General features: G+C 48.7%; 27 protein-coding genes. 6 read left to right on the forward strand and 21 right to left on the reverse strand.

Translation table 11 applies throughout. From position 1 onward, the window contains the following. Positions 1-17: 17 nt before the first annotated feature. From ACO05Z_RS12005 to ACO05Z_RS12075, 15 genes are all read right to left on the reverse strand, one after another. Entirely contained in the window at positions 18-1,685 is a 1,668-nt protein-coding gene (locus tag ACO05Z_RS12005; RefSeq protein ID WP_421902417.1) for a portal protein, read from the reverse strand. A gap of 10 nt (positions 1,686-1,695) precedes the next feature. Then, positions 1,696-1,809 (reverse strand): Com family DNA-binding transcriptional regulator, encoded by a 114-nt coding sequence (locus tag ACO05Z_RS12010; protein ID WP_163292364.1) that lies wholly within the window; start codon positions 1,807-1,809, stop codon positions 1,696-1,698. After that, positions 1,806-2,285, reverse strand: a complete 480-nt coding sequence (locus ACO05Z_RS12015) for an aminobutyrate aminotransferase (RefSeq protein WP_421902418.1) — start codon at positions 2,283-2,285, stop codon at positions 1,806-1,808. The genes ACO05Z_RS12010 and ACO05Z_RS12015 overlap by 4 nt, the downstream gene beginning before the upstream one ends. A gap of 8 nt (positions 2,286-2,293) precedes the next feature. Continuing rightward, positions 2,294-2,554 carry a hypothetical protein gene (locus ACO05Z_RS12020; RefSeq protein WP_421902419.1) on the reverse strand — a complete coding sequence of 87 codons (261 nt, stop codon included), beginning with the start codon at positions 2,552-2,554 and terminating at the stop codon, positions 2,294-2,296. Between the two features lie 2 nt (positions 2,555-2,556). Continuing rightward, a complete protein-coding gene (locus ACO05Z_RS12025; RefSeq protein ID WP_421902420.1) occupies positions 2,557-3,147 on the reverse strand; it encodes a GNAT family N-acetyltransferase in 591 nt (196 codons plus the stop codon). Continuing rightward, complete coding sequence (locus tag ACO05Z_RS12030) at positions 3,147-4,688, reverse strand: hypothetical protein (RefSeq protein WP_421902421.1); 1,542 nt, start codon at positions 4,686-4,688, stop codon at positions 3,147-3,149. Before ACO05Z_RS12030 ends, ACO05Z_RS12025 begins: the two co-directional genes overlap by 1 nt. Beyond that, on the reverse strand, positions 4,657-4,938 hold the full coding sequence (locus ACO05Z_RS12035) for a hypothetical protein (RefSeq protein ID WP_421902422.1): 282 nt from the start codon (positions 4,936-4,938) through the stop codon (positions 4,657-4,659). Before ACO05Z_RS12035 ends, ACO05Z_RS12030 begins: the two co-directional genes overlap by 32 nt. A gap of 157 nt (positions 4,939-5,095) precedes the next feature. After that, positions 5,096-5,320, reverse strand: a complete 225-nt coding sequence (locus tag ACO05Z_RS12040; protein ID WP_421902423.1) for a hypothetical protein — start codon at positions 5,318-5,320, stop codon at positions 5,096-5,098. Continuing rightward, positions 5,317-5,526: a hypothetical protein gene (locus ACO05Z_RS12045; protein WP_136673149.1), complete on the reverse strand. Its 210-nt coding sequence runs from the start codon at positions 5,524-5,526 to the stop codon at positions 5,317-5,319. Before ACO05Z_RS12045 ends, ACO05Z_RS12040 begins: the two co-directional genes overlap by 4 nt. Further along, positions 5,519-5,908: a holin family protein gene (locus ACO05Z_RS12050; protein ID WP_421902424.1), complete on the reverse strand. Its 390-nt coding sequence runs from the start codon at positions 5,906-5,908 to the stop codon at positions 5,519-5,521. Before ACO05Z_RS12050 ends, ACO05Z_RS12045 begins: the two co-directional genes overlap by 8 nt. After that, positions 5,905-6,111, reverse strand: coding sequence for a hypothetical protein (locus ACO05Z_RS12055; protein ID WP_421902425.1), 207 nt, complete (start codon positions 6,109-6,111; stop codon positions 5,905-5,907). The genes ACO05Z_RS12050 and ACO05Z_RS12055 overlap by 4 nt, the downstream gene beginning before the upstream one ends. Positions 6,112-6,272: 161 nt before the next feature. Next, entirely contained in the window at positions 6,273-7,028 is a 756-nt protein-coding gene (locus ACO05Z_RS12060) for a sulfite exporter TauE/SafE family protein (protein WP_421902426.1), read from the reverse strand. Positions 7,029-7,030: 2 nt separating this feature from the next. Beyond that, on the reverse strand, positions 7,031-7,411 hold the full coding sequence (locus ACO05Z_RS12065; protein ID WP_421902427.1) for a rhodanese-like domain-containing protein: 381 nt from the start codon (positions 7,409-7,411) through the stop codon (positions 7,031-7,033). Positions 7,412-7,617: 206 nt separating this feature from the next. Next, positions 7,618-8,628, reverse strand: a complete 1,011-nt coding sequence (locus ACO05Z_RS12070; protein ID WP_421902428.1) for a hypothetical protein — start codon at positions 8,626-8,628, stop codon at positions 7,618-7,620. A gap of 125 nt (positions 8,629-8,753) precedes the next feature. Then, positions 8,754-9,719 (reverse strand): MDR/zinc-dependent alcohol dehydrogenase-like family protein, encoded by a 966-nt coding sequence (locus ACO05Z_RS12075; protein ID WP_421902429.1) that lies wholly within the window; start codon positions 9,717-9,719, stop codon positions 8,754-8,756. A gap of 231 nt (positions 9,720-9,950) precedes the next feature. Here ACO05Z_RS12075 and ACO05Z_RS12080 point away from each other — a divergent pair, with 231 nt between their 5' ends. After that, a complete protein-coding gene (locus ACO05Z_RS12080) occupies positions 9,951-12,371 on the forward strand; it encodes a methyl-accepting chemotaxis protein (protein ID WP_421902430.1) in 2,421 nt (806 codons plus the stop codon). Positions 12,372-12,449: 78 nt separating this feature from the next. Here the strand turns inward: ACO05Z_RS12080 and hpnA are convergent, their stop codons facing one another. From hpnA to ACO05Z_RS12110, 6 genes are all read right to left on the reverse strand, one after another. Beyond that, complete coding sequence (gene hpnA, locus ACO05Z_RS12085) at positions 12,450-13,442, reverse strand: hopanoid-associated sugar epimerase (protein ID WP_421902431.1); 993 nt, start codon at positions 13,440-13,442, stop codon at positions 12,450-12,452. 194 nt (positions 13,443-13,636) lie between these two features. Continuing rightward, entirely contained in the window at positions 13,637-14,248 is a 612-nt protein-coding gene (locus ACO05Z_RS12090) for a hypothetical protein (RefSeq protein WP_421902432.1), read from the reverse strand. Between the two features lie 130 nt (positions 14,249-14,378). Next, positions 14,379-16,121 (reverse strand): carbon starvation protein A, encoded by a 1,743-nt coding sequence (locus tag ACO05Z_RS12095; RefSeq protein ID WP_421902433.1) that lies wholly within the window; start codon positions 16,119-16,121, stop codon positions 14,379-14,381. Between the two features lie 387 nt (positions 16,122-16,508). Beyond that, on the reverse strand, positions 16,509-17,261 hold the full coding sequence (locus ACO05Z_RS12100; protein ID WP_421902434.1) for an N-acyl homoserine lactonase family protein: 753 nt from the start codon (positions 17,259-17,261) through the stop codon (positions 16,509-16,511). Between the two features lie 73 nt (positions 17,262-17,334). Next, positions 17,335-17,670 carry a YciI family protein gene (locus ACO05Z_RS12105; protein WP_421902435.1) on the reverse strand — a complete coding sequence of 112 codons (336 nt, stop codon included), beginning with the start codon at positions 17,668-17,670 and terminating at the stop codon, positions 17,335-17,337. A gap of 10 nt (positions 17,671-17,680) precedes the next feature. Then, positions 17,681-18,097 carry a MarR family winged helix-turn-helix transcriptional regulator gene (locus ACO05Z_RS12110; protein ID WP_421902436.1) on the reverse strand — a complete coding sequence of 139 codons (417 nt, stop codon included), beginning with the start codon at positions 18,095-18,097 and terminating at the stop codon, positions 17,681-17,683. A gap of 436 nt (positions 18,098-18,533) precedes the next feature. Here ACO05Z_RS12110 and ACO05Z_RS12115 point away from each other — a divergent pair, with 436 nt between their 5' ends. The 5 genes from ACO05Z_RS12115 (at position 18,534) to ACO05Z_RS12135 (ending at position 24,318) form a co-directional block, all read left to right on the forward strand. Then, positions 18,534-19,307, forward strand: a complete 774-nt coding sequence (locus ACO05Z_RS12115) for a DUF169 domain-containing protein (RefSeq protein ID WP_421902437.1) — start codon at positions 18,534-18,536, stop codon at positions 19,305-19,307. A gap of 175 nt (positions 19,308-19,482) precedes the next feature. Next, positions 19,483-20,643, forward strand: a complete 1,161-nt coding sequence (locus ACO05Z_RS12120) for a sulfite exporter TauE/SafE family protein (RefSeq protein WP_421902438.1) — start codon at positions 19,483-19,485, stop codon at positions 20,641-20,643. 112 nt (positions 20,644-20,755) lie between these two features. Beyond that, positions 20,756-21,382: a hypothetical protein gene (locus ACO05Z_RS12125; protein WP_421902439.1), complete on the forward strand. Its 627-nt coding sequence runs from the start codon at positions 20,756-20,758 to the stop codon at positions 21,380-21,382. 52 nt (positions 21,383-21,434) lie between these two features. After that, the gene (locus ACO05Z_RS12130; RefSeq protein WP_421902440.1) at positions 21,435-22,379 is read left to right on the forward strand and encodes a phosphate/phosphite/phosphonate ABC transporter substrate-binding protein; all 945 of its coding nucleotides are present in this window, start codon (positions 21,435-21,437) and stop codon (positions 22,377-22,379) included. A 10-nt stretch (positions 22,380-22,389) separates the two neighbouring features. Beyond that, positions 22,390-24,318 carry an ATP-binding protein gene (locus ACO05Z_RS12135; RefSeq protein WP_421902441.1) on the forward strand — a complete coding sequence of 643 codons (1,929 nt, stop codon included), beginning with the start codon at positions 22,390-22,392 and terminating at the stop codon, positions 24,316-24,318.

The raw sequence follows: 24,318 nt of genomic DNA on the forward strand, positions 1-24,318 counted from the left end.
ATGACTCCGCTTTTTAATTATTGTTGCATCATCTGCCCTGCCTGCGTGACCACGCCCTGCATCTGGGCCGGACTCAAACCTGAATATGAAAGATCCTTAACTATGCCCGCCCCCATGGATACAGCCTGCAGATTCTGCCGTAATTGCTGCTGCTTCATAAGCATATTCTTGCGCATATTCCTGAGCTTCTGCACCTCATCACCGGAACGGACAATGCCGTTGGGAACACCGATCAGTTCCGCGTAATCGTCCACAGCCCGGTCCATATCCACCTTATCCAACACTTCGGGATTAGCCTGTGACAAATTGCCCACAAACTGGGCCAGTGACTGAATAGACTGGGTACCAACCATCTTTTGAGACTGCGCCAGCACGGAAATATAATCAATCTTGATGTCCGCCCCCTCAAGGATTGACGGGGCTTCCGGTAATTGCCCGGAACGCATCAGAATACCGAAAATCCTGTCGATAAGCGGATCAAGCAATTCAGTATGCTGGCGTTCAATTACCGGCCCAAGTTGGATCAACTTTTCTTCATGCCGTTCTGCAACTTCAGCAGCGGTAATGGTCCCGCGATTGGTTCCGGCCATCATCATGAAAATGTCATTGTAAAAGCCTTCCCGGATAGCGGTACGCACATCCTGAATCTTATTACTGACGCCAGCCAGATCAGGACGGACCTGATAGAGCGGAGAAACCGAATCCTGCTGATTCTGCTCAACCGGGTTCTGACCACCGGGTAACAGATTCAGTCGCCTTGAATACATAGAAGGAACTTTCATGGGCGGCCTGAGTGTCAAATGCACAGCCTGAATCTGGCTCTTGCTCATTTCCATAAGCATTTTCACATCCGCCAGTACATCCATGGCCGGAGAGCGACCATAAACATCCATGGCTGCAGTATCCCAGCGCGGAGCCATATAAGGATTCTCCATGAATCCACTCTCGGAAAGCACATGCCCACCACGACCATTGAGCAAGAACACAGACTCAAAGGGCATATTCAGAGTATCCATGCGCTCCGCATCGAATTCGTCACGCGGTTGAACCACATGCAGAACATCAAACCAGTGGTCCCGATTCACGTTCAAGCTGGTGTGCACCGTGGCTGGCAGGTTCTGTTTGCCAAAACGTTTCTCAAGCTGGCGGGCGGTCATCTTGAATTCACGGTAGACCGTATCCACCCGCCCCTGTGCGTCGGTAGCAAGACAATATTCCCCGGCAGTGAGGGTACGGAAACGAATGCCCCGTTCATCGTCCGGTTCGCAATAAAGAATTCCGGTACCAAACCCGGCCAGCTCAGTATAAAGTGAATGGATGCAGGAATAAAAATTACTGCGAGCCAATGCGCGATACATGGTATTTTCCACCTTGGAAATCCATTCCCTTACAGATTTATGGCGGGCCAGATCGCGGTCCGAAATGCCAAGCCTGAACCACGGTCTTGCCGGAGAGGTCAGCCCGCCCTGCAAGCCCGCCGCAAGGATACGCAATGCTCTTGTTGCCGTGGAATCAATGACCTTACCGGATCTCACCCTCCCGTCATTGGGACGATGTCCGTCATAAACTCCCTTACGGGGCAGGATGTAATCGCTGATCTCCTGCCAGTGCGATTCCCAGCTGTTGCGTTCCTGACGCAGCCCCTGCAATCGTCTAAGATATTTGTTATTTTCAACATGCCTCATTGTATAATCTCTACTCTCCCACTATACGCACTATTTTCTTGCACTTGGGACACTTAACCTGAACTTCGACAACCTTGCCTTTCATCAAAAGCCTGCGGCAAACCGGACAACGATGCTCACTCATTTCATTACTCCTTTGGAACGATTTAATATTTCCCTGCTGATTTTTGCCTTGCCTGCCACTCCGTCCGGCCCGGTCAAAATAGTCTTCTTGCGCCCGAGAGCATGTACCTTACGCATACGCTCTTCACTTTCCTTACGACGGGCAACCGTAACTTCGAACTCGGCATTCTGGCGATCTACTTCTCGCTGACGGATGTCATTTGGATGCAGCCATTCGCCGTCAATCTTGCTGTACCCGGCATTCTGCATTTCCCCGGGCGTGTACCAATGCCCGGTCTTTTCCGAAAAAGTCCAATCCGCAGGAGCACGCCAATCAGCCGGAGCATTGAGCCCCGCTTTTGATGATGAAGGATTGGTGCCGTAAGTGTAGCGGTGCCATTTGTAATAACCGTTAAATCCAGGCGAACCGTTGGCGAACCAGACACTGGACTGACCGTCCTTTGCCAAAGGAAGATCGGGCCTGTAATAATTCGGCATACCTCCTCCTACTGACCGAGTTTGGTCTTCTGGGCCTGTAAATTCTGAGTGGCTGTTGCCAACTGCCCGGTATCGCCCTGTCCGCCAGTCAGCATAGTGGCGCTGCGGCCTTTCTTCATGCGCTCCATTTCACGCATTTTCTTGGCCTTTAATTCCTGTTCACTCTTAATGATCGCTTCCATCTTGGGTGGTTCAGGTGCCGGGGCCACCGGGGGTGCCGGTGGCGGTGTTACTGGTGAAGTTGGTCCTTTTCCTCCTCCGCCTCCCATAATCATTCTCCTTGTTTTGAAATTTTTGTTTCGGGTGTTCCACCCTCATTATTCCTAACCGCACAAAAAATTGCGGCATCAACGCTTTTGTCTTCGACCGCCAGATATGCGGCCTGCGGAAGAATTCCCGCTTTCCTGAAACCGGATCGTTCCGCCATACGGCAGGCCAACGGGTTGGTTACGGGTATCAACCCCTTTATGCAGTCAAAAATATATCCACTCGCTATGTCAGTTACTGACAGTAGATGTCGCAACACTCCCCGCCCCATCTGCAAAGTTCCCTTGCCGTGAAATCCGGGCATAATTGCGATATGCACAAAACACGACTTCGAGGTGAAACCGTTCAGCCAGAACAATCCAGCGGGCTGCTGATCCTTAAACCCAAAAAAGAAATGCTGGTCTTCACAGCGCACAAGTTTCTGAAAATCACCGAAGCCCTCCACGGTTCCATCATAAAAAATTACCGGCAGCTGTCCGGCCTTACGCATGGTTTCCCAGAACCAGCGCAAATGCCCGTCAGTGAGCAATTCAGTGCCGTCAAAGCCCCTGAATTTATAGAAGGTAAACCCTCCGTCCACTTCAAATCCGTACATCAGCCCGCTCCTGTAAAAATGTCATAATCCATCAAGCCCTGCATATCCTCCTGCTGCTCCAGCACATGCCGTTCTTTAGGAAAAACCGCACCTAATGCGGGGTCCAGAATACGGGCCATGCAATCAAGCATGTCGTCGTGCGGAGCCACCGGGAAAGCGAGATATTCATCATCGACAAATTCACGAACAAGATCGCGTTCCCGTCCCTGATGGTCCATAAACCGCACCCGCCAAGGCAGGTAAAACCGAGATTGTTCAAAAAGCGGGACCAATTTGCGGATACGGTCGGTCTTAGGCACATTTCCGCCCAGCGGATCGATGGCAAAGCGGTAATTCTGCTCATTCATTACATAACGCATGTGCTCCACATCGGCCTGCTGTCCGTACTTCTCGTAACCAACAGCCAACGGCGAGTAAGCCCGGTGCAGCCGGAACAAAGCCCGTGCCCGCTCAGTGAGATTCAAGCGATCACGGATACCGTCGATGAGGTAATAATTACGGTCCGGCCCTAGCCCGATAACCAGCATGACGGTATAATCACTGCCGGCCTTCTTCTCGCTTGCCGGGTCTACCAACAGATAGCGGTTAAACTGCTGCCAGCGCGTTTTGCCCCTGCTGTCCCGCGGGTCCCAGCGGCAAAGCCATTCTTCACGGAAGCCCTGCACATCGTCCGCGCGCGGGTCCTGCATCATCTGACAGCCGAAGACATAAGGCCCCATCTCCCGCCGTTTGGTCTGCAATTGTTCCCTCGTCAGCAACACAGGCTCACCATCCATGGTTCCGTCCGCAGTTGCCGGGTAAATCCGCGAGACCGCAGCCTCACGCTTCATCATTTCCCGGTATGTATCGTTAAAATGATAACGGGTTCCGATATAACGCTTGATCCCCTCACGGGTACCGAGGTTGATGGACAGGGCCCAAGCCTCGGTGGTCTTGAAAATCATATCCGGCGATGACACCGACTCACGGGTCACCACGTCATCATAAATAAGCCGGGAAAAATGTTTACCTGTGGGCTGACCATCCACCAACCCCCATGCTTCAACCGTGGCCTCCTTGGGATTGGATTTACGTTTGACGATAATCCCGTCCTCTTCCGCCCACTTGGGGGAATCCTTCTTCGGGTTGGACCAAAGCACATCCGGATAACATTGCTTAAGCAGCTCGTTGCGCTCAAATTCCTGCTTGATCTGACGCAGGAAACCTTTGGCAACAGGCCGGGTATGGCTGAAGATTCCCACAGTAACTTCCGGATCACGCAAAATATCCTGCACGGTCAGGGCAAAGGTAATAATGGTCGATTTGTAGTGCTCACGAGACCATAGATCGAGGCGCCCATCAGGGTTGGACTGCACTTCGCAACAACGCTCAAAAACCCATTCGTTGTTGGCGTCCACACGGCCCAGCAGTCTGGTCAGCAAGAAAAACAGGTCATTGCGACCCAGTTCAGCCATAACCAGTAAAGGCTGTTTCTTTGCTTCGGCTTCACGCAGGATTGCGGCGTACCACTTATTTGCACTGTCCAGATCCGTAAACTTCATCGAGTTTCTCCCTCAATTCCGGGCTGATGCTGCGATTTTTCTTTGCACCTTTTGCTGCTGCGCCCTCCTTTTTTGCATCCCCGATGCCCCAAGCCTTGCGTTCCATGTCGTGCCGCTTGTGCATGATGTCCAGTTTGGCCTTCAGGTCCTTGACCATGTCGGAATCATCGCCCTCTACTGCCAGTGCGAACACCTCCCGGAACCGGTCCAGCTCCTCTTTCTGTTTTTTAATGACTTCATTTTTTGTCATTCGTGCTAACTCCAAAAATCCTATTTGATTTGATGCGCTACGCGCTTTTAGTCGATTGGACTTCGCCTCCGGCGGGCAGAAAGGCTAAGCCTCTCTGCGCTCCCTAATAGTTGACGCTGGGCCATTCTATTTAATCGTGCAAAGGCGGTAATCAGTGCTAATGTATCCATTTTTCATTGGGCAGGCAGGATATTTCTGCTTCAACCCGTTTCATGCATTTGCGGCAGAGCCTTGCTTTACGAACTATCTTTCGCCCGCCGAAACTGACCTCAATTCTGAACGGTTCAAGTACATCAGAGCGTCCGCAACGCTCACACCGTTCTCCTTGAAACATCCCGCCAATCCATGCCGAAGCTTCGGCCAGTATTGCTGTCCCGGTCATTTAAAAGCCTCGTAGGCCACACGCCCGGCCACCCCGGCCACAACGGCTGCGGTTCCCCAGACCGCTCTTTCGAGATTGCGGAACTTTTCCGCATGGGTATGACACCGCCGTGCACCGTTAATTTCAGAAATGTCCTCCTGAATGGATTTAACCCGTTCATCTATACGGATAAGCAGGTCCTGCAACTCACTCCTTTCTTCAACCATTTTTCTCTCTCCATGTTTTCGCCACCTTCTCGGCACTACGCCCGACCACATATCCACCAAGCCCAAGTTCCATTAATGACCAAAGCTGCGCAGGCAGTTCCAGATGCGGGGCCTTGGCCCAAAACAGGGCAAGGTATGGATAGAGAAGGTAATTATTTGCCACGATAACAACGATGGTCAGCATCAGGATCGGCCGCCAAGAACGCTGCAACCAATTACCGGACATCTCCGCCAACATAATTTTTACCCGTGCTTCAAGGTCGGCCAGCTCACCCCGGTTCTGCATTTCCATAAGCCGAAGTTTGGCTTTTTCGCGCTCCCCGGCATCAGGCCAGATTTTGTCGATGATGGTTGATCCGAGATCAAGAATCGAACCGATCATCCCGACACCTCAACGCCACTCTTACCAACTCTTACTGATCCGGAATAAATGGGATTAACCTTCTGCCGCTTGTAATCGAGCAGGGAGTTTCCGGTTTCCAGCCAGTCAGGGTGCTCATAAATGAAAGCCGCATAGTTTTTAATGGTTCGCCTTGTCTCCAATGGATAGAGTGCGGCGAGTGTTTCTGCCTTGATTTTTTTCACTATTTCGTCCTCCTTTACCTATAAGGTAATTGGCATGGCGGACCTGAATCAGAGGACTCAGGTCCGCCTAGGGGACTTTTCTGAAATTAGGCAAAAAAAATCCTCCCCGGCCGAAACCGGAGAGGAAATTCACAAATCCTATGGAATTAATTTTTAAATTGTTAATTCAAAACAAAAGACCATAGTAGTTTTAAACCCAGCAAGATGATTGTCCCGCCGAGAAATTTCTTAACTGTTGCAGGTTTCATTCTAGCATGCATGACCTTTGTGCCAAGGTAACCGCCTCCCCAGGCAGCCAGTCCGGCAAAAATCAACAGCTTGATGGAAACCGAGCCCATCATGGCATAAGCTGCGAAAGCGGTGATGGATGAAAAAGGCACTGCAAACGCAGTCACAGTCGCCACTTTCTTGGGATTGAACCCCTGCATGATCATCAACGGGGAAATGACACCTCCACCGCCAACACCGAGCAATCCGGAAATAAATCCAGCCAGCACACCGACCAGAAAGGGGCCGCCGAAAGGACGGTCTTCACGGAACTGGTCCTTATATTTTGAAGCCTTGAAACAAAGCATCATTGTCCCGGAAAAACACAGGAAACAAATGAATAGAATCATCAAGGACTTCAACGGCAGGAAATGCCCGATCCAAGCCCCTACCGGAGCCATGACCACCGAGGCCACTACAATGGGAATACCCAGCTTAAAATCAAGGCGCTTTTCTTTTACATTGGAATAAGTCGCCCCGAGCATGCTGACGGCATTGACAAAAAGGCCGGTGGGCCGTGCCAGATTAAAAGGCACTCCCATCCATGTCAGCGTAGGAATAAGCACCAATGCAGACCCCACACCGCCGAGCGCAAATATAAAGCTCAACACAAATGAGGCTAGAGTGATGCCTATAGTCAACATATCCATAGCTACATGTTAGCCAGCGGGCTGGGCTTAAAAGCTTTGACCATATCTTCCATGGACGCAGCCATTCCCTTAACCTGCTCAAAACCATGAGCACGCAAGAGGGTATAAGCCACAGCAGAACGGAAAATAGAGGTGCAATAAGCTACAACCAGTTTATCCTTAGGAAGCTCGTCCATACGTGCAGGCAGTTCATGCAGCGAAATGTGCTTGGCAAAAGGCAACACAAGATATTCCATTTCCTTGTCAGAACGGACATCTAGAAAAACAACGTTATTCTGACCATTACCCAGAGCCTTGCGCATTCCTTCAACGCTCATGGTATGTTCACCGGAACTTAAAAACTCGAAATCCATTTCAGCAACAGCATCATCAAGAGCTTTCATTTCAGACTCCAATTGTATAAATATGGTTATTTGGCAAAATTACCAAGTTTGAAACACGAATTTGGTAATATTGCCAAATAAAGAACAAGTCAAGCGGCTGAAAAATTATTCTTCACAAGACAAGATAAGACCTCAACAATCTAGAATATAAGTATGTATTGCGAGAACCTACCACCATATTCAATTGTAGCGGCTTTGATAAGAATCTATCGCACAAGACTATCCAGTCCCTGCACATGCTTTCCGTCAGGAAAAACTTCCTTATATCGGTGCGCGTATTCCGCTGCCTTTTCCTGCTGATCGAGTTGCAGGAAGCAACGTATGGCACCATAAAGAGCATTCTCGTAGTGCGGTGTTTTGTGGTATTCGCGGATAATTCTGCGGTAAGAACGCAACGCCCCATGCACATCATTCAAATGGTAGAAATACAATCCCCCAATCTGAAGCAGTATTTCACCCTTCACACTCTGGCGAGAGCTGAGTTCTTCCGCAATGAGCAAAGCGGTTTCCGCATCTTCGGGCTTTCCGGCATCAGCCAGATAATGGGCATAATTAATAATCCATCGGGCAAGAATTTCGTTAAGCTGTGCCTGCCCCTTGAGCGACGGGGGAATTTCAATTGAAGTCAATAAGGACAGCCTGTCCCGAGCCTGAGACAGCCCAGACGACTTGCTGAAGGTGAAAACGGGTAAGGGTTTACGGCCCGCATAGGTTGCGGTCATCTGCCTGACGCCAAGAACAGCAGTTCTCCGTCCAGCCCGTACTCCTACACTACCTTCATCCAGAAAATAAAATCCGGCATTACCTTTCTGGGTGAGGGAAATATCAGTGCCCCGGATACCAAGCATTGTGCGGGGTGTGGCGATAAACGATCCTTCGCGCTTACTGAGTATGGCCCTTACAACCCCGCGATAAAAGGTTCCGATAAGATCCTGTTTCTCACCCTTAATTTCCCCACCGAGCATAAATTCACTGTCTTCACCGAAACTCATGGTTGATCCGGCATCAAGCCGGAGAACAGCCTTGCCGTCAGGTCCGGTACGCAACACATCCCCGACTTGCACTTCCTGACCGACCCGAACCTGAACAAAAAAATCCTGATTACAACGGCGCAGTTCAACCGTACCGGTAATTTTCTCAAATAAAGCGGCATGTGCCATGGAACCATCAATCATCCAGAACACCATCACGAATAAAAACAGACAAACACGCCGCATGGAAATCCCCCTTCATGCAAAGATTGAAGAGAACCGGAAACTAACCTAAAACCTCCGTAAGATACTAAAGAATAACACAAGTGCTGCTCAGAGACACTATAAAATCGGAAATCGACCATTCCCCTCTACATTCTAACCAGAACTTTCAAGGCCCCCTTGCTCATGGCCCGATCAAATGCATCTTTGAAATCAGCAAAATCGTACTCTGCTTCAATTAAACTGCTCACATCAATCATGCCCTGCTCCAACACATTCATGGCCAGACCGATATCACCACAACGGGAACCGACAATGGATATTTCATCCACCACCAGCTTGGCAAGATTGATTGAGCTGGGCAGATGAGAGGTAGTTTTGGCTACAATGGTTCCTTCCGGGCACACAAAATCAAGAGCATAGTTAATGCCCTGTTCACTGCCGGTTGCTTCGACCACCAGATCAAATTTATCCCACTGCCCTGCCTGCGCAGTCAATTCTTCAGGATCACTGATGCAATGGGTCTTCACACCCTGTTTCCCGGCAATGGCCAGCTTATCCTCGTGCTTACCCACAAGCAAAACGTGAGGATTGTAAAGCTTCAGAGCCAGTGCAGTCAGTAATCCCAGCTTACCGTCTCCCAGCACCATAACACGCATATCCCCGGTCACATGAATCTGCTGACTCACTTCCAATCCGGCAGCCAGCGGCTCAGCAAAAACAGCTGCACGGTCCTCGACACTATCCGCAACAACACAAAGATTCTCCGCAGGGGCTTTCAAATACTCAGCAAATGCCCCGTCGTGATTAACGATACCGATAACGGTCCGATTAGGAGCATGCCGATGGTCACCTTTAAACGGCCCTACCGGACAGTTAATATCAGCCACAACGCGCTTACCAACCAACTCCGGCCTATCAGGGCATTCTTCAACTACAGCCACAAATTCGTGTCCGGGCACTCCGGCAAATCCGTAGTAACCCTTGTGCAGTTCAATATCTGTATTGCAAATCCCGGCCAGCCGCATCTTGAGCAACGCCTCATCGGCTTGAAGTTGCGGTTTATCCTTCTCTACAAGATCAATTTTTCCATTCTCAAAATATATTGCGCGCATGATAACCTCAGAATTTAGATGTATTAATACAAGAAGCGATAATAAAATCTGGCACAACCAACTATATGTGATTTTTTTCTCAAACCAAAGCCATATGTTTTGCAAAATCTAATTATTTTTAAGGCAATTTGTGAACCAGCGAACTTTATGATGAAAATTTGATTTTAATTCAAAAAAATGTACGTGTCTGCCAACTTTGAAGACCCCTTATTTTCAATCTCGGAGGCCTACATGAAAATCAGTCATAAGATATTACTGCCACAGTCAGTTGCAATTATTTTTCTTGGATGTCTGAGCGTTTTTATTATCAGCTCTTCATTCAAATCGCTAAAAAAAATGCACATCGCAACGGTTGTGGACAGCACCTTTGAATCAGTATTGAACAAGGTTAAAAGTTCAGCAAAATCAGCGCAGGAAACTGCAGCACTATTTGCAGGCTCCCCTGAAATAATAGAAGCTTTTAAAGTCGCCCATACAGGTAATATCAGTAACGAGCGTTCTGAAAAATCTCAAGCCGCCCGCGAAATTATCCGCGAATTCATGCGTGATGAATTAACAAATTACAAATCAATCAGCGGCAAAAAGCTGCGCTTGCATTTTCACCTACCCAACGGTCGCAGCCTTGTCCGCCTCTGGCGCGAGAAACAAGCCAAAAGATCGGGACAATGGGTAGATATTTCAGATGATATTTCCAGCTTTCGCCAAACTGTCCTTGATGTGAACCGTCAAGGAAATCCCCTAGGAGGCATTGAACTCGGACGCGGTGGCTTTGCCATCAGGGGGCTTGTTCCGGTGAAAGACAATACTGGCAGAATCCTCGGGTCCGCAGAAGTTCTGAACAGCTTCGCCCCAATACTGCAAAGTGTAAAAGATGCCGGAATGTCCGCTATGCTTTTTATGAACAAAGATAAGCTGAGCACAGCAACATCCCTGAAAGACAGTTCAAAGCATCCTATTATCGGCGGCAACTATGTATTTGTCAGCGGAACGAACAAGAATGAAGATTTCTCAATCATCACCAAAGACCTTCTTGATAAAAGCCGCAATAAACGCGTTGTAATTCAACTTGAAAACTCAGCCATAGCGACCCTGCCCGTCCGGGATTATCTTGGGAAGCAAATCGGAGTCCTGGTCGGCATAATCGACTTGAATGAAATGGCTGCCCTTTCCGGAAAAGCAAACAAAGTCCTTTTCGGATGTATTGCTGCCATGCTCATCATTCCCCTTATCATGATCTACTTTACCCTGCGCGGACAGGTGGTGAAGCCCGTTGAGGAAATCAGAAACAAAATCAAAGATATCAATGAAGACCGTGCAGATCTCTCCAGTCATATAAACATCAAGTACAAAGACGAAATCGGAACCATGACTGAAGAGTTCAACTCCCTGCTGGGCAAAATATCAAAAATGGTCAATGAAATGCAGATCTATGTTGACGTGGTCAACTCCGTTCCCGATCCAATCTTTGTAGCTGATAAAGACTTCAATATCATCTTTGCCAACAAGCCGGTCCTTGATTTCACAGGGCTGACAGAGAGCAGACTTAAAAGTTCAAAATGTCATAACGTTTTCAAATCTGACATCTGTAACACAAGCAAATGTCCCGTAGAAATGACCCGTAAAAGCGGCAGCAGGGAAATCGCAGAAACCACTCAATTAACAGACCGAAACGGAAACACAATTTATGTTCAGCCCGTCTCCGACAGCATCGAGGACTCAAACGGTGAAATCATAGGTTACTTCGAAGTAGCTCGCATCGTTACTGAGCTGGTGCTCAAAGAAAACGACATCAACGAGCAGCTGCAAAAGATCAACGATGTTCACGAATCCGTGAGAGAGGCTTCAGGCAACATCTTTAACCGCTCCGAAGAAATGGGTCGGGAAGTGGATGATGTAAACAACGCAGCAACTGATCAGCAAAGACTTCTCTCGGAAACTGTGGCTGCTTTTGGACAAATGAACGACAGCGTTCTTGATATTGCTGAAAATGCTTCACTTGCAGCAGGTAAGACACAGGAAACAAGAGACAAAGCCGAAGAAGGCGCCCGCATCGTTATGGATGCCTCCACAGCAATTAATTCAGTGCAAACACAGACAGAAACCATGCGCGCAAGTATGACTGAGCTTGAGGAACAAGCTGAAAAAATAGGTACTGTCCTGCACGTGATCAACGACATTGCCGATCAAACGAACCTGCTGGCCCTTAACGCCGCTATTGAAGCTGCGCGAGCCGGAGATGCCGGACGCGGATTTGCCGTTGTAGCTGATGAAGTTCGCAAACTGGCCGAAAAAACAGTTGAAGCTACTAAGGAAGTTGAAACTGTAATCGTGGGAATCCAAAATCAAGCCGGCAACTCTCGCCAGCTAACGGAAGAAACCAACAACCTGGCTGAAAAAGCTGCTGAATTTGCAGATAAATCAGGTAAATCCCTGCAATCAATTGTTGATCTGGCTCATGATTCGGCATCCAGCGTAGGCAACATCGCCACAGCGGCAGAGGAACAATCTGCCAGCTCTGAACAGATCAATAAAGCAATGACTGAAGTAAACCAGCTTGCAGTCAAGGTGGCGGACAGAGTCAAGGATTCGGTTGAATCCCTCAATGGCATCATCAAGCTTGCAGAAGAACTAGATGATGTAGCTGGTAAGTAAAAATAAGTACCCCAACAAACAAAGCCCCCGGCAACCATCTGGCTGCCGGGGGCTTCAAATTTAATATCAATATATAGCCTAACCAAGCATATGCTGCGCCTTAAACCAGCAAACGGCATCCTGAACAGCCTCTAAAGCCGGGCGATGAGTGTAACCCAACTCTTTCTCTGCTCTATCGGAGCTGTAATACATTTTCTTAGCGGCCATACGCACACTATCCATGGTCGCCACGGGATTCTTGATCACCCCCAGCCTTGCCAGCAATTCCCCGGTAAAACCAGCGGAATACATCACTGCCTGCGGGACCTTGAATCTCGGCCCGGGCTTGTGGGTGATCCGGGCTGTCATGGCAAACAAGTCCTTAAGGCTGAGGTTATCTCCGCCAAGGATATACCTGCGCCCGACCTTGCCTTTCTCCAAAGCCAGCAGATGCCCATGGGCAATATCGTCCACGTGGGCCACATTCAGCCCGGTATCAGCATAGAACATCCCGCCGTCACGGGCCGCATTAAGAACCATAGTCCCGGTAGGCGTCGGGCGCGAATCTCCCGGCCCAACCGGAGTTGAGGGATTCACAATTACCGCTGGAAGGCCCTCGTCACGGACCATATCCATAACAACCTTCTCGGCCAGAAATTTGGATTTCTTGTAAGGGCTGATCATATCCGCCACAGTTGATGCAGCTTCCTCATCAGCAGGGCTTCCATCTACATTACACCCCAGCACGCAAACACTGGAAGTGTAGACAATACGCTCCACCTCGGCCTCAAGAGCCTTCTGCATGAGCAGACGAGTCCCTTCAACATTGGTACGGGTCATGAAATCAGGATCCGGAACCCAGAGGCGGTAGTCCGCAGCCAGATGAAAAAGATATTTGCAGCCCTGCAAGGCATCTTCAAGCGCGGCCCCGTTGTTTAAATCTCCGCTTACAAATTCAACTGGTTCCTTAATAAGCTGCTGCGCCCTGCCCTTATCCCGAACAAGGGCTTTAATATGGAATCCCTTGTCAGCAAGAATTTTAACAAGCCGGGACCCAATCAACCCGGTCGCCCCGGTGATCATTACATTCATAATATATGGTTGTTTATTGGTAAGGTATTGATATAAAATATTTTACTGGACCTTTTCGACTTCCGAGAGAGGGGTTTGATACGAGCAGGAAACATAAGAGGGAAAGCCGCACCTGCGCTTGCAGGAATGAATCAAGGAGGGAGTTGTGTCAAGTTTGGAATTGTAAATAAATGTTACGTGGAGGATTAAAGAGACTAGATTCCCCCTTTCGCGGCCTTAATCCCAGCCCGCACTTTTGCCGCAATTTCAGCATAGTGCTGTGGAGGGCAATCCATATAAAAAGGCTTGCTGTACCATGCGCCCTTAAATCTTATGACACAGTCATCAGGATAACAATCAATCTTCTTCATATCTGCAAAACTGATTTCAACGTACTCATCAGACTTAGCCAGCATCCCCTGTCCCATGGCTTGAGGATTTTCCATAATAGCAGCCAGAACGACTATCGCTGTTGCGGCATCTTCCATCTTCCCAGTAAACATCCTCGAATACACATATTTATCCGAGACTCCGAACTGATATCGAAAGACATGCCCCACCAAGGCAAGGGCCACAAAAATCAGCACCGAAAATCCTCCGACAGCGACAATAGAAATATAAAGTGCAGTCTGAACCTCCCTAATTCCTCCATCAACGCTAACCACAATAATGACCATCAAAACAGTAAACATCACCAAGACAGCCAGCAGCAATTTACCAAACTCCAGCATCCTGAATTTATCCGTAAGAATATGCTTGGCATTCCAGTTCCAGATTATTCCTGATTCATTGATGGTTATATCTGAGGCTCTGTCTTGGAGTTTCATGGCTTACGCTCTCCCGTTGGCGAGTGGAAAGGATAGGTGTTGCTATTTCCATCATACCCCAAATAAAACACCCCCGGCAACCAAAAGGCTGTCGGGGGCTTCTTCATTCCTAATATGCTAGAACGAAACGCTAGGCGCTGTCAGCAGCTCCTTGCGCATCATCTTCTCCGCCGTAAACCTTCTTCATGATCAGGTAGGTTTCAGCGATCATCCAGATTTCAAGCAGGAATACAATCAGGCCGACTACAAAGAGTAGCCATTTTCCGCCGGCAAAGAATTTCTGGAGGTTGTAAACCATTGCCCAACCAGTCATGGCGATCATGAAGACCATGGGAATACCGGTGTAGATGGCTTTAACTTTTTTGCGGGCAAGGTAGACGGTGATGATCAGCAGGGCCAGTGCGGCCAGCAGCTGGTTTACAGTACCGAACAGAGGCCAAAGAGCCAGTGCCCCCTGCTTAAGTGCACCGATGGAAAAACCACCGTTAAAACAAAGCACGGCAGCAGTACCTACTGCGATCAGGGTTGCGGGAACAGCACCGGACAACGCAGGCATCTTGTAAGCCTGTGCCAGCTCGCCCACTACGTAACGCTGGATACGGGTTGCACTGTCGAGGGTTGTGGCTGCGAAGCTGACCAAAAATACGCCCATAATTGCAAGAGCTATATTTGCGGGGATGCCGTAACTGGCCATCAGATTTGCGGAACCTTCAACAAAAGCACCGAGCTTTGCGCCGAGTCCGGCTGCGGAAGCCCATGATGAATAGTGAGTGGTGAAAGCTGCAGTTCCGGTCAGGAACTGTCCGTCAGCAGTGTGCTTGCCGAGGCCGAGCCCGGCACCGACAGCAACGATAACAAGGATGGACAGGGCTGCTTCCATAAGCATGGAACCATAACCGATCATACGGGAGTCGCGCTCGGTCTCGCACTGTTTGGCGGAAGTACCGGAACTTACCAGAGAATGGAAACCGGAAATCGCACCACAAGCGATGATTACGAACAGGAAGGGCAGCATCGGAGGTGCTCCCTGCGGCGAAAGGTCAAGTGCCGGAGCAACAAATGTGGGATGAGCCACAACAGCACCGACAACCAACAGGATCAGCGCTACGAAGAGCTGGTGACCGTTGATGTAGTCGCGGGGCTGCAATAGGGTGGTAACCGGAAGGATGGACGCAATGAAGGCGTAGACCAGCATGATCAGGGTCCAAACTACAATGGGGTTCATGCCTGCGATGGCGGGCATCTTGAAGGGCAGGTAAACACCGACCACTACAAATGCATACATTGCCAGCAGCGCGAGGATGGACCAGATAGTATGGTTCGCACCTTTCTTGTACATGAGCCAGCCAAGACCGATGGCGATGGGCACCTCACTCCAAACCGGAATGACAGCTGCAGGGTACATATTGAAAAGGATAGCGATAACCAGTGCGAATACAGCAATAACGATCAGCAATTCAAAGAAAATGATGATCAGGAACAGGGAACGCACACGGTGGTTAAGCAGCCCTGCTGCAATATCACCGACAGAACGGCCCTGATTACGCAGACTGACGACAAGAGAGCCGAAGTCATGCACGGCACCCATGAAAATGGCACCGAAGAAAACCCATAGTACAGCGGGAACCCAACCCCAGATAATAGCAATTGCAGGACCTACGATGGGACCAAGTCCGGCAATGGATGTGAAGTGGTGCCCGAAGAGCACCTCTTTCTTAGTAGGAACAAAGTCTTTACCGTCTTCAAGTTCGCAACTGGGACAAACCTTGTTCTCATCAACCTGAAAAATCTTTTTTGCCAGAAATTTGCCGTAGGTATGATACGCAATAATATACCCCACAAAGCAAAGACCGGCGATAACGAGTGAGTTCACCTCAATACCTCCAAAGAAAAAAGAACCAACACAGACAGAAAGACACAGAATCTTTCCGTAACCACACACTTTACAAGTACCCTGCCTTTAAAAACCCGTTCCGGATTCAGCCCGCCCGTTGCCTCATAGCAACATATAAACACTGAACCCGGCCCCCTCGGGACGGCAGTGGGCACTTATAATAATTTTAGGATTCTCATACCTAAATTATTTCAGCATGAATTACCAGTTCCCTTTTAAAAATTCCGTAACCACAACCGTTTGCAATTTCACGATTCAAAATAACGCTTTCGATATTAGCGATTAACCTGCAACAAAGTCATCGAAAATCGTTTTTACGCAAATAATACGGTCACAATTTAATTACAGAATCATCACGGAAGCCACCTAAGTCCCTTCCACCACGTCCACTTTTGCAAAAGCAGGCTCATGTAACGGGATAAGTATATCTGCCATTTCCTTGACCTTGAGCATGATGTTATATGCCTCGTAGGTATTAACTGAAGTTCCCGGAGGAATGACTTCCATCTCCATGCCCCGTACTTCCGGCGGAGGATTGAAGTTTTCCATAATCACACAGAATCCGGTAATGGCTGCCAAGCCGCCTTCGGTATCAATCAAAATAGTCATACCGCCCGGAGTGTGGGCCGGGGTATGCATCATACGTATACCGGGAACCACTTCATAATCACCGTCAACAGCGATCACCTGTCCGGCCTCCTCCACATCCTCCACGTAATCTTCCAGATAGCGGAAATCCAATGGATGCGGCTCGTGCACGTGATCAAGCTCCTTGCGGTGTACGTAGAATTTGGCATTGGTGCACTTGTAATCATTTTCGCAATGATCATTGTGCAGGTGGGTGTGGACGACGATATCAATATATTCAGGCTTTAATCCGTACTTGGCCAGACCGTCTTCAAATGTGTGGATTTTGCCGCCAAGGTCAGCTTCGCGATCCTCCGAAATAATGGGCTGCATCTCTCCGGTATCGACGATGATATTCTTATCACCGCCCTCAAGATACCAGCAGTAGATGGGGATAATGTACGGTTTCCCGTAATCATGCTGGTAGGTCATCATGCCCTTGTCGAATCTTTTTGTCCCCATAACGATGGGATGAATCCTGTACTTGGCCATTAGTAGCTCCTTACCCGGACAGCTATCCGCCTGATGCTGTTTATATTAATGATGGCTGCAACATAGCACTGATTTACTTCGGCATCCATTCCTTTAAACGTGAATCTGAAATGAATCCCTTAGTTACGAAAGGATCGCCTGCTACAATCTGATCGGCAGAATCCTCGCCTTTAGTTTCAAATATAATCATACCGCCTGATCCATCCGCAAACGGACCACCTTGAAATCCGGACAGATTGCGGGACTCCCAGTATTCCACATGTGCGGGAACAGCCTTGCCTATCTCCTCCGGACTGCCTTCCATTAAATAGTAATAAACGAACGTTCCCTTTGAATCCTTTTTCATATCGCCTCCAAATGCCGGGGTTACTGAAAATATCACCAGAAACACCAAAAGAAACCACTTCATAAGTCCTCCTTTAATCCATGGGTCGGATGGCCTTTAAAACCTTCACCACCTGTCCCAGTTCATATTCAGGAATATGTTGCAGCCATTTTTCATTCGAAGCCTTCATTACAGCCATGCATTTTTCGACGACATCCCGCCCTTCTTCTGTCACCTCACACAAGACAACACGGGAATCCTCTTCGGATCTGGAAGTCCGAACCAATCCAAGGGCGGAAAGACGCGAAATTGATTTGGATACGTTGGATTTCTCATAGAGTAGGTCCCATAAAATCGCCTTCTGCGATACAGGCCCCTGTTCCTTTATAGCCACCAGCACCACAAACTGCTGCTGGGCCAGACCAAACTCACGGGTGATACGCGCACCCTCCCGCTGTAAATACGCCCCCAGTCGAAGCAACTCGATAACCATTCTATTTGCGTGGGACATCACTTCTCCATTTAGTTTCCTAGTCAACCATATCTAAACCTCCCCTTAATTAGTTTCCTTGTCAACTAATTAGTTTCACAAGCGCATATCTCCTGCCAGCTAACTCACGTGAAAATTTAAACAACTACAAATAGGAATAAACAAACTGAAGACAAAGTAAATTCAAAGAAATTTGAATTAAAACATAAAAAACAACCCAACTATCCAGTATTATGTATTTTATTAAATATATAGTTATTTTTTTCACAATATTTTGTGATTAACATCAGAAATTAAGCCATAACCAATGTGAAAAAATGTTACTTTTTTCTTTATCCCAAAAAAGTTTGTTTATTTTTTCACAGACCCATAAAAAGGGTGTAAGTTAAAAAACTAACCGGCAATCACAGCACAATCATTATTTAAACTTAAATAGGACGAAAGCGAGGAGGTCACTATGACTTACAAAGAGATTCAAGAACTGCTGATGAAGGAAATGAGACTTTATCATTACCCTGTAGCCGTTAAATATTTCTTCGATCAGGCTGAAGTGGACGAATTCAAGGAAAAAGCAGATTTCCACGTCCCTATCAAGGCCATGACCTTCTGCCAGTGGGAAATTGCAGCCCGCATGAAAGGCCAGACCGTATACTCCGAAGTTGATGGTCTCGGTTGCGGTAACGCAAAATACGCTTTCGCATGGAAAGAGTTGGATGAAGGCGAGATCAAAGGCCACTCCAAATATGTTGTAGATATGGAACAGGCTGAAAAATTCGTACTCAGCAAGCCCCGCATCAAAGAAGGCCTCATCGGTATCGCTGTTGCGCCTCTCGGCTCCATCGACGGTATTTTTGAACCTGACGTAGTTCACTTCTACTGCGACAACATGCAGGCTTACCACTTTGCAGTAGACTACGCTGCAGCAACCGATACCCATCCTCTGCGCCCCAACGTTACCATGAACTCCTCCGCATGTGCAGGCTGCGTGTTCACCTTCAACGAGCAGGAATTCAACATGGTTCCCGCTTGTTCCGGTAGCTACAATGCCGGTAAAACCGAACGTGGCGAAATCAACGTCATGATCCCCGGTACCAAGTTCAAGAAAATGGTTCAGAGACTTGTGGACCGCATTGAACTCGCCAGCTCCGCCATCACCAAGCCCGGTGACGGATTCCCCGGTCAGGACGTCTGCAAGAACTGTCCTCTGGTTATCTTCAAAAAGGGCAAATAATTAAAAGCTAAAAAGCGATCCCCGAACACTGCAATGTCCGGGGATCGCACAAATAGGAATGAAGGCGCTGTTCCTGTTCAATCTGAATCTGAAAGGGTCTCCGGCTGCTGCAACGGCCGGTAAGGAAGCAGAAAGCAGACACAGCAAAACCAACTTTCGATCAAGGAGATACACTATGTTTAAATCACGCAAAAGCCTTTTGATCATGGCTCTCGCGGCACTGGCAGTGGTGGCCTATATCCAGCCTGCCTTTGCAGACCGTCTGGCAGACGCCATCAGCGCTACACCTAAAGGTGCTGAAGCCGGCCAGATCAACACCGAACTCGCTCCCGGTTTCCTCGGAATCCCCGGCGGTCCCAGCGTTAACCTCGTAATCGGCTTCGTATGGGCGATCTGGGTCGGTTGGATTTTCTCCACCGTTGGTGCATTCGGCGGTATCATGGCCGGTGTCGGTCACATCACCATTTACGGTTTCGGTAACTACGCATCTACCTTCAAAAAGACCTCTCCGGTCATGAACAAGCTCGTAACCGACTCCATCCGCGTATCTAACCAATGGCTGGTTGGTACTTCCGCGGCTATGTCCTCCTTTAACTACTACAAGATGGGCCGTCTCGTTCTGCCGCTGGGTCTTTCCCTTGCTGCAGGTTCCATCGCAGGTTCTTACCTCGTACCCTGGCTCACCGCAGGTAAGATCTCACTGAAATCCTACATCGGATTCTTCGGTCTCTTTGTTCTCGCTCTGGGTTGCTACCTGTTCTACGAAACCACTCCCAAAGGACAGGCTGGTAAAAAACAGGCTAAAGAAGCTGCAAAGGCATTCGAAGCTTCCATCAAGGAAGAAAAGGAAGGCGGAAAAGTTGATACTGCAGCCATGGGCGTAAAAGTTGTCAGCTTCTCCATCACCAAGTGCGTATTCACCTTCTACGGTGTTGAGTTCTCTTTCAACCCTCTCATCCCCGTAGTCGGTGGTTTCATCATCGCAGCACTTGCTTCCTTCCTCGGCGTGGGCGGCGGATTCCTGCTCGTGCCCTTCCTGACCAGTGTTGCCGGCCTGCCCATGTATCTCGTTGCAGGAACTTCCGCACTGGCAGTACTCGTAGGTATGACCACCTCCGTCTTCACCTACATGGTTGTTAAAGATACCCCCGTGTTCTGGCCCCTCATCGGTGTCGAACTCCTCGGTATCCTCGTGGGCTCCTTCATCGGCCCCCGTACTTCCAAGTACATCCCGGACGTATGGCTCAAGCGACTCTTCGTCGTACTGGCTCTGTACGTAGGTATCCGCTACACCTCCAAAGGATTCCTCGGCTACAGCCTGCTGCCTCCGTTCTAAGACTTTGTCTCCGACGGCTGGGGAAGGGAAAAATTTCCCTTCCCCAGACCCCATCCCTTCAAAATTTTTAATAGGACTTCGCCTCTTCGCACTTTAAAATGGGGTTTGATTTATGTTCGAGTCAATTTATCCGCTGATAGACAGTATACTTATCGCACCTTACCGCATTGGTTTACCTGCCCTTGCGGCTTTTTGGCTTGGCACTGCGATAATAGCTTTGTGGTGTACTATTGCCGGAGAAATCTCCATGAGCCTGATCTATATCTGGAACAGGGAGTACTACACCGACTTGAACCGCAAAATGACTCGTATGAACAATCTTTCTATTGAAGCGATCCGCCATAAGCAAAAGGACACATTCAAATCCGCCAATAAATGGGCCAATGAGTATTTCGGTAAGGTTTTCTTTTCCCATGCCGCACTCTTCGCCGTATCACTCTGGCCTGTCCCTTTTGCCATGGCTTGGCTGCAAACCAGATTTTCCGGCATTGATATACATGCCGTCCCCTTCACCAAATTTTCTCTCGGCTATCCTTTCGTTTTTATTTTATCATATATTATTGTACGCTATGGATTCTCCAAAGTAAGACCGTACATACCTGTACTCAAAAAAATTGACGATTTGAGAGCGGAAGACGCAAAAGAAGCCGGCGAACTCACTTCATGGAACGAACTTGCGCAGATTCCTGAAGAAAACAAGGAAACTGCAAACGGTAACAGTCTTGAAAACAAGGCTTAATCATGAACAGAATTCTCACCGGGAAAGCCAATCCCCTCTCGATGGAGAATTCATGTTCAAGCTCAAATATACCCTTCCGGCAATACTCCTGCTGATAGGAGCCTTAATTTATTTCTTCGGTTCTCAACCGGAAGAAAAAATTGTGCGCGTGGATATGTCCATCCGTGAAGAAGTCCGCGTACCGGAGCCACGTCCGGCCATAACTTATGCCTACCTGCCCCAATACTCACACCGGGTTTCATATTTAAGACACAGCAAACTTATTGATTACCTGTCCCGCGAATCAGGTTTTACAATCCGGCAGGTCTTTCCGGATACCTTTGAAGAACACCGCCGTATGGTCAAAGACGGTGAAATCGATATTTCATTCTCCAACCCCATGACCTATGTCAGCATTGCCAAGAGTGGTGCGCGGGCCTTTGCACGGATCATCGAACCATCCGGCAGCCCTACATTCAGGGGCCAGATCATTACCCGCAAAGATAACCGGGCCATCACCAGACTAAAAGACTGCATTGGCAAGACATGGATTGCCGTAGACCCTCTTTCAGCTGGCGGCTATCTTTTTCCCCTTGGGCTTTTCCTCGAACATGGAATCAAGGAGTCAGATTTCAAGGAAATCTCCTTTGCTCCCGGTCCGGGTGGTAAGCAGGAAAAAGCTGTCCTCGCTGTTTATGCCGGGAAATACGACTTCGCCTCCATTCGAGAAGGTACCCTCAACGTGGTACGCGATAAGATCAACATAGATAAGATCAGGGTCGTCGCGGAAACCGAACCTTTCCCAGGCTGGGTTTACGCTGCACGCAAGGGCCTTTCCGACAAAGTCGTTAATAAGATTAAATACTGCATGTTTCGCATGTCCATGGACAATCCTGAAGAAGCCGCCATTTTATATCAGGCGGGCATGCGCGGGATCATCCCGGCTCAGGACAGCGATTACGATACGGTGCGAAAGCTTACAGAAGAATTAGGACTGAACATTGATTACGGACAATAGGGAGGTTAAAATGACAGAAATTTTCTCCCGGCTTAAATTCCGGACAAAAATCAATCTCGGACTGACTTTAATTGTTGCTTTTACCTCGCTGATCATTGCAATTTTCGTCATCCGCATGTCTTCGGACGCGCTTATTGAACAGTCCCGCAAGCGTGGTGAAGTGCTGGCCGGGAATCTGGCCCTACGCGCGGAAAACCCTTTACTTTCTGTTGACCTGCTCAATCTTGGTTCCATGGTCAACGAATTGAAAAAAGCCGACGATGAAATCGTCTATGCTTTTATCATGGACGACCAGAACCGGGTGCTTGCCAACACTTTCAGCGAAGGCTTTCCTGTTCAGCTTAAGGACGCAAACACAAGCGAAAACAACAAAATCAACATAGTTACCATTGATACCGGCAAAAAACGTATTTTCGACTTTGCCGCTCCCATTCTTCTCAGTGACAAAAAGCTGGGCACAGTACGCATCGGCCTTTCCCGAAGCGGTATCCATGCCGTGGTCCAGAACCTCATTTTCGCGATTTTTGCCCTTACCGGAGCGGTTCTCCTACTCGCCGTGCTGATTTCCACCCAATTCGCACGGCAACTAACCTTCCGACTCGGCTCATTACAAAAGCACGCTGAAGACATCGTTACCACCCACCTTGGCCCCAGCCTGCGCAAAGAAGAGAACAAAGACATAACGTTCACTGACAGATTCAAACGGGCCATTACGCACGCCCCCAAAGGGGATGAAATTCAGGAATTGACCGACACTTTTGATGCCATGGCCATGAGCCTTGCCTGTCACATTGAAGACCTGCAAATCACTGAGTCAGACCTGACCCGACAGAAAGAACTGCTCAAAACCATCATCAATGTTTCCCCGGATTTTGTTTCCCTGCTGGGACCGCAGCTGACCTATCTCGCGATAAATAAAAGCTATGCCGAGCACCTGGGCCACACAGAAGACAACATAATTGGGCTGACCGACGATGAATTCTATCCAAATGAAATAGCAAGCGCACGCATGGAAGAAGCACGTATGGTTCTCAAAACCGGACGTATTGTGAACAAAGAAACACGCGAACCGGAAACAGACGACTCTCCTGCCCGCTGGTTCCACACTATCCGTGTTCCGGTTTACGGTCAGAGCAACAACATTATCGGCGTACTTTCCACATCTCGCGAAATAACCGAGCTAAAAAATTATCAGGCCCAGTTAATCCAATCCCAGAAAATGGAGTCCATTGGTAAACTGGCCGGAGGTGTGGCCCATGAGATCAACACCCCGTTGGGAATTATCCTCGGCTATGCCCAGCTCCTGCAGGATGATTTCAAACCAGAGGATCAGGTTTCCAAGGATCTGGAAATCATAGAGAAACAGGCCCGGGTCTGTCGCAAAATTGTTGCCGACCTGCTCGGATTCTCACGCCAAAATGAAAGTGAAAAAATCACCATGTGCTTTAACAACTCCATTCTAGAAGTGGTACAGCTGGTCAGCCATACCTTCAAGCTGGAACAAGTTGAAATTTCCACAGAGCTTGATGACCGGTACCCCATCATTCATGGTGACCCGGAAAAACTGAAACAGGTCTGGCTGAACCTGCTCTCCAACGCGCTGGAAGCAATTGATGAGAAAGGACACATTCACATCTCAACCAAGCTTGATACTGAGTCAATGACCATCACTGCTGTCTTCGCGGACAGCGGCCATGGTGTAGAGCCGAAGAATATCAATGCCATTTTCGATCCTTTCTACTCCACAAAACCTGTGGGCAAAGGAACGGGTCTTGGTCTTTCCGTCTCTTTCGGAATCATCAAAGACCATGGCGGAAGTATTAAAGCAATCAGCCCGCTTCCGCGAAGTTTACGCCGCAAACTGGACCTGCCAGAAAACGCCGGTCCCGGCACCTTGTTTGAAGTAACCGTACCCCTTGATGAACTCTCTGAAGAGTAA

Origin of the sequence: Maridesulfovibrio sp. (assembly GCF_965230075.1) — a bacterium.
GTDB lineage: Bacteria > Desulfobacterota > Desulfovibrionia > Desulfovibrionales > Desulfovibrionaceae > Maridesulfovibrio.

What these genes read in the sequence shown, in the direction of transcription:
- ACO05Z_RS12110 (WP_421902436.1), bottom strand. Translation starts at nt 18,097, where the DNA reads ATGTCCCACGCAAATAGAATGGTTATCGAGTTGCTTCGACTGGGGGCG.
- ACO05Z_RS12010 (WP_163292364.1), bottom strand. Translation starts at nt 1,809, where the DNA reads ATGAGTGAGCATCGTTGTCCGGTTTGCCGCAGGCTTTTGATGAAAGGC.
- ACO05Z_RS12050 (WP_421902424.1), bottom strand. Translation starts at nt 5,908, where the DNA reads ATGATCGGTTCGATTCTTGATCTCGGATCAACCATCATCGACAAAATC.
- ACO05Z_RS12005 (WP_421902417.1), bottom strand. Translation starts at nt 1,685, where the DNA reads ATGAGGCATGTTGAAAATAACAAATATCTTAGACGATTGCAGGGGCTG.
- ACO05Z_RS12035 (WP_421902422.1), bottom strand. Translation starts at nt 4,938, where the DNA reads ATGACAAAAAATGAAGTCATTAAAAAACAGAAAGAGGAGCTGGACCGG.
- hpnA (WP_421902431.1), bottom strand. Translation starts at nt 13,442, where the DNA reads ATGAATGTAATGATCACCGGGGCGACCGGGTTGATTGGGTCCCGGCTT.
- ACO05Z_RS12080 (WP_421902430.1), top strand. Translation starts at nt 9,951, where the DNA reads ATGAAAATCAGTCATAAGATATTACTGCCACAGTCAGTTGCAATTATT.
- ACO05Z_RS12045 (WP_136673149.1), bottom strand. Translation starts at nt 5,526, where the DNA reads ATGGTTGAAGAAAGGAGTGAGTTGCAGGACCTGCTTATCCGTATAGAT.
- ACO05Z_RS12025 (WP_421902420.1), bottom strand. Translation starts at nt 3,147, where the DNA reads ATGTACGGATTTGAAGTGGACGGAGGGTTTACCTTCTATAAATTCAGG.
- ACO05Z_RS12030 (WP_421902421.1), bottom strand. Translation starts at nt 4,688, where the DNA reads ATGAAGTTTACGGATCTGGACAGTGCAAATAAGTGGTACGCCGCAATC.
- ACO05Z_RS12135 (WP_421902441.1), top strand. Translation starts at nt 22,390, where the DNA reads ATGACAGAAATTTTCTCCCGGCTTAAATTCCGGACAAAAATCAATCTC.
- ACO05Z_RS12130 (WP_421902440.1), top strand. Translation starts at nt 21,435, where the DNA reads ATGTTCAAGCTCAAATATACCCTTCCGGCAATACTCCTGCTGATAGGA.
- ACO05Z_RS12015 (WP_421902418.1), bottom strand. Translation starts at nt 2,285, where the DNA reads ATGCCGAATTATTACAGGCCCGATCTTCCTTTGGCAAAGGACGGTCAG.
- ACO05Z_RS12070 (WP_421902428.1), bottom strand. Translation starts at nt 8,628, where the DNA reads ATGCGGCGTGTTTGTCTGTTTTTATTCGTGATGGTGTTCTGGATGATT.
- ACO05Z_RS12125 (WP_421902439.1), top strand. Translation starts at nt 20,756, where the DNA reads ATGTTCGAGTCAATTTATCCGCTGATAGACAGTATACTTATCGCACCT.
- ACO05Z_RS12105 (WP_421902435.1), bottom strand. Translation starts at nt 17,670, where the DNA reads ATGAAGTGGTTTCTTTTGGTGTTTCTGGTGATATTTTCAGTAACCCCG.
- ACO05Z_RS12115 (WP_421902437.1), top strand. Translation starts at nt 18,534, where the DNA reads ATGACTTACAAAGAGATTCAAGAACTGCTGATGAAGGAAATGAGACTT.
- ACO05Z_RS12040 (WP_421902423.1), bottom strand. Translation starts at nt 5,320, where the DNA reads ATGACCGGGACAGCAATACTGGCCGAAGCTTCGGCATGGATTGGCGGG.
- ACO05Z_RS12075 (WP_421902429.1), bottom strand. Translation starts at nt 9,719, where the DNA reads ATGCGCGCAATATATTTTGAGAATGGAAAAATTGATCTTGTAGAGAAG.
- ACO05Z_RS12060 (WP_421902426.1), bottom strand. Translation starts at nt 7,028, where the DNA reads ATGGATATGTTGACTATAGGCATCACTCTAGCCTCATTTGTGTTGAGC.
- ACO05Z_RS12100 (WP_421902434.1), bottom strand. Translation starts at nt 17,261, where the DNA reads ATGGCCAAGTACAGGATTCATCCCATCGTTATGGGGACAAAAAGATTC.
- ACO05Z_RS12120 (WP_421902438.1), top strand. Translation starts at nt 19,483, where the DNA reads ATGTTTAAATCACGCAAAAGCCTTTTGATCATGGCTCTCGCGGCACTG.
- ACO05Z_RS12090 (WP_421902432.1), bottom strand. Translation starts at nt 14,248, where the DNA reads ATGAAACTCCAAGACAGAGCCTCAGATATAACCATCAATGAATCAGGA.
- ACO05Z_RS12065 (WP_421902427.1), bottom strand. Translation starts at nt 7,411, where the DNA reads ATGAAAGCTCTTGATGATGCTGTTGCTGAAATGGATTTCGAGTTTTTA.
- ACO05Z_RS12020 (WP_421902419.1), bottom strand. Translation starts at nt 2,554, where the DNA reads ATGGGAGGCGGAGGAGGAAAAGGACCAACTTCACCAGTAACACCGCCA.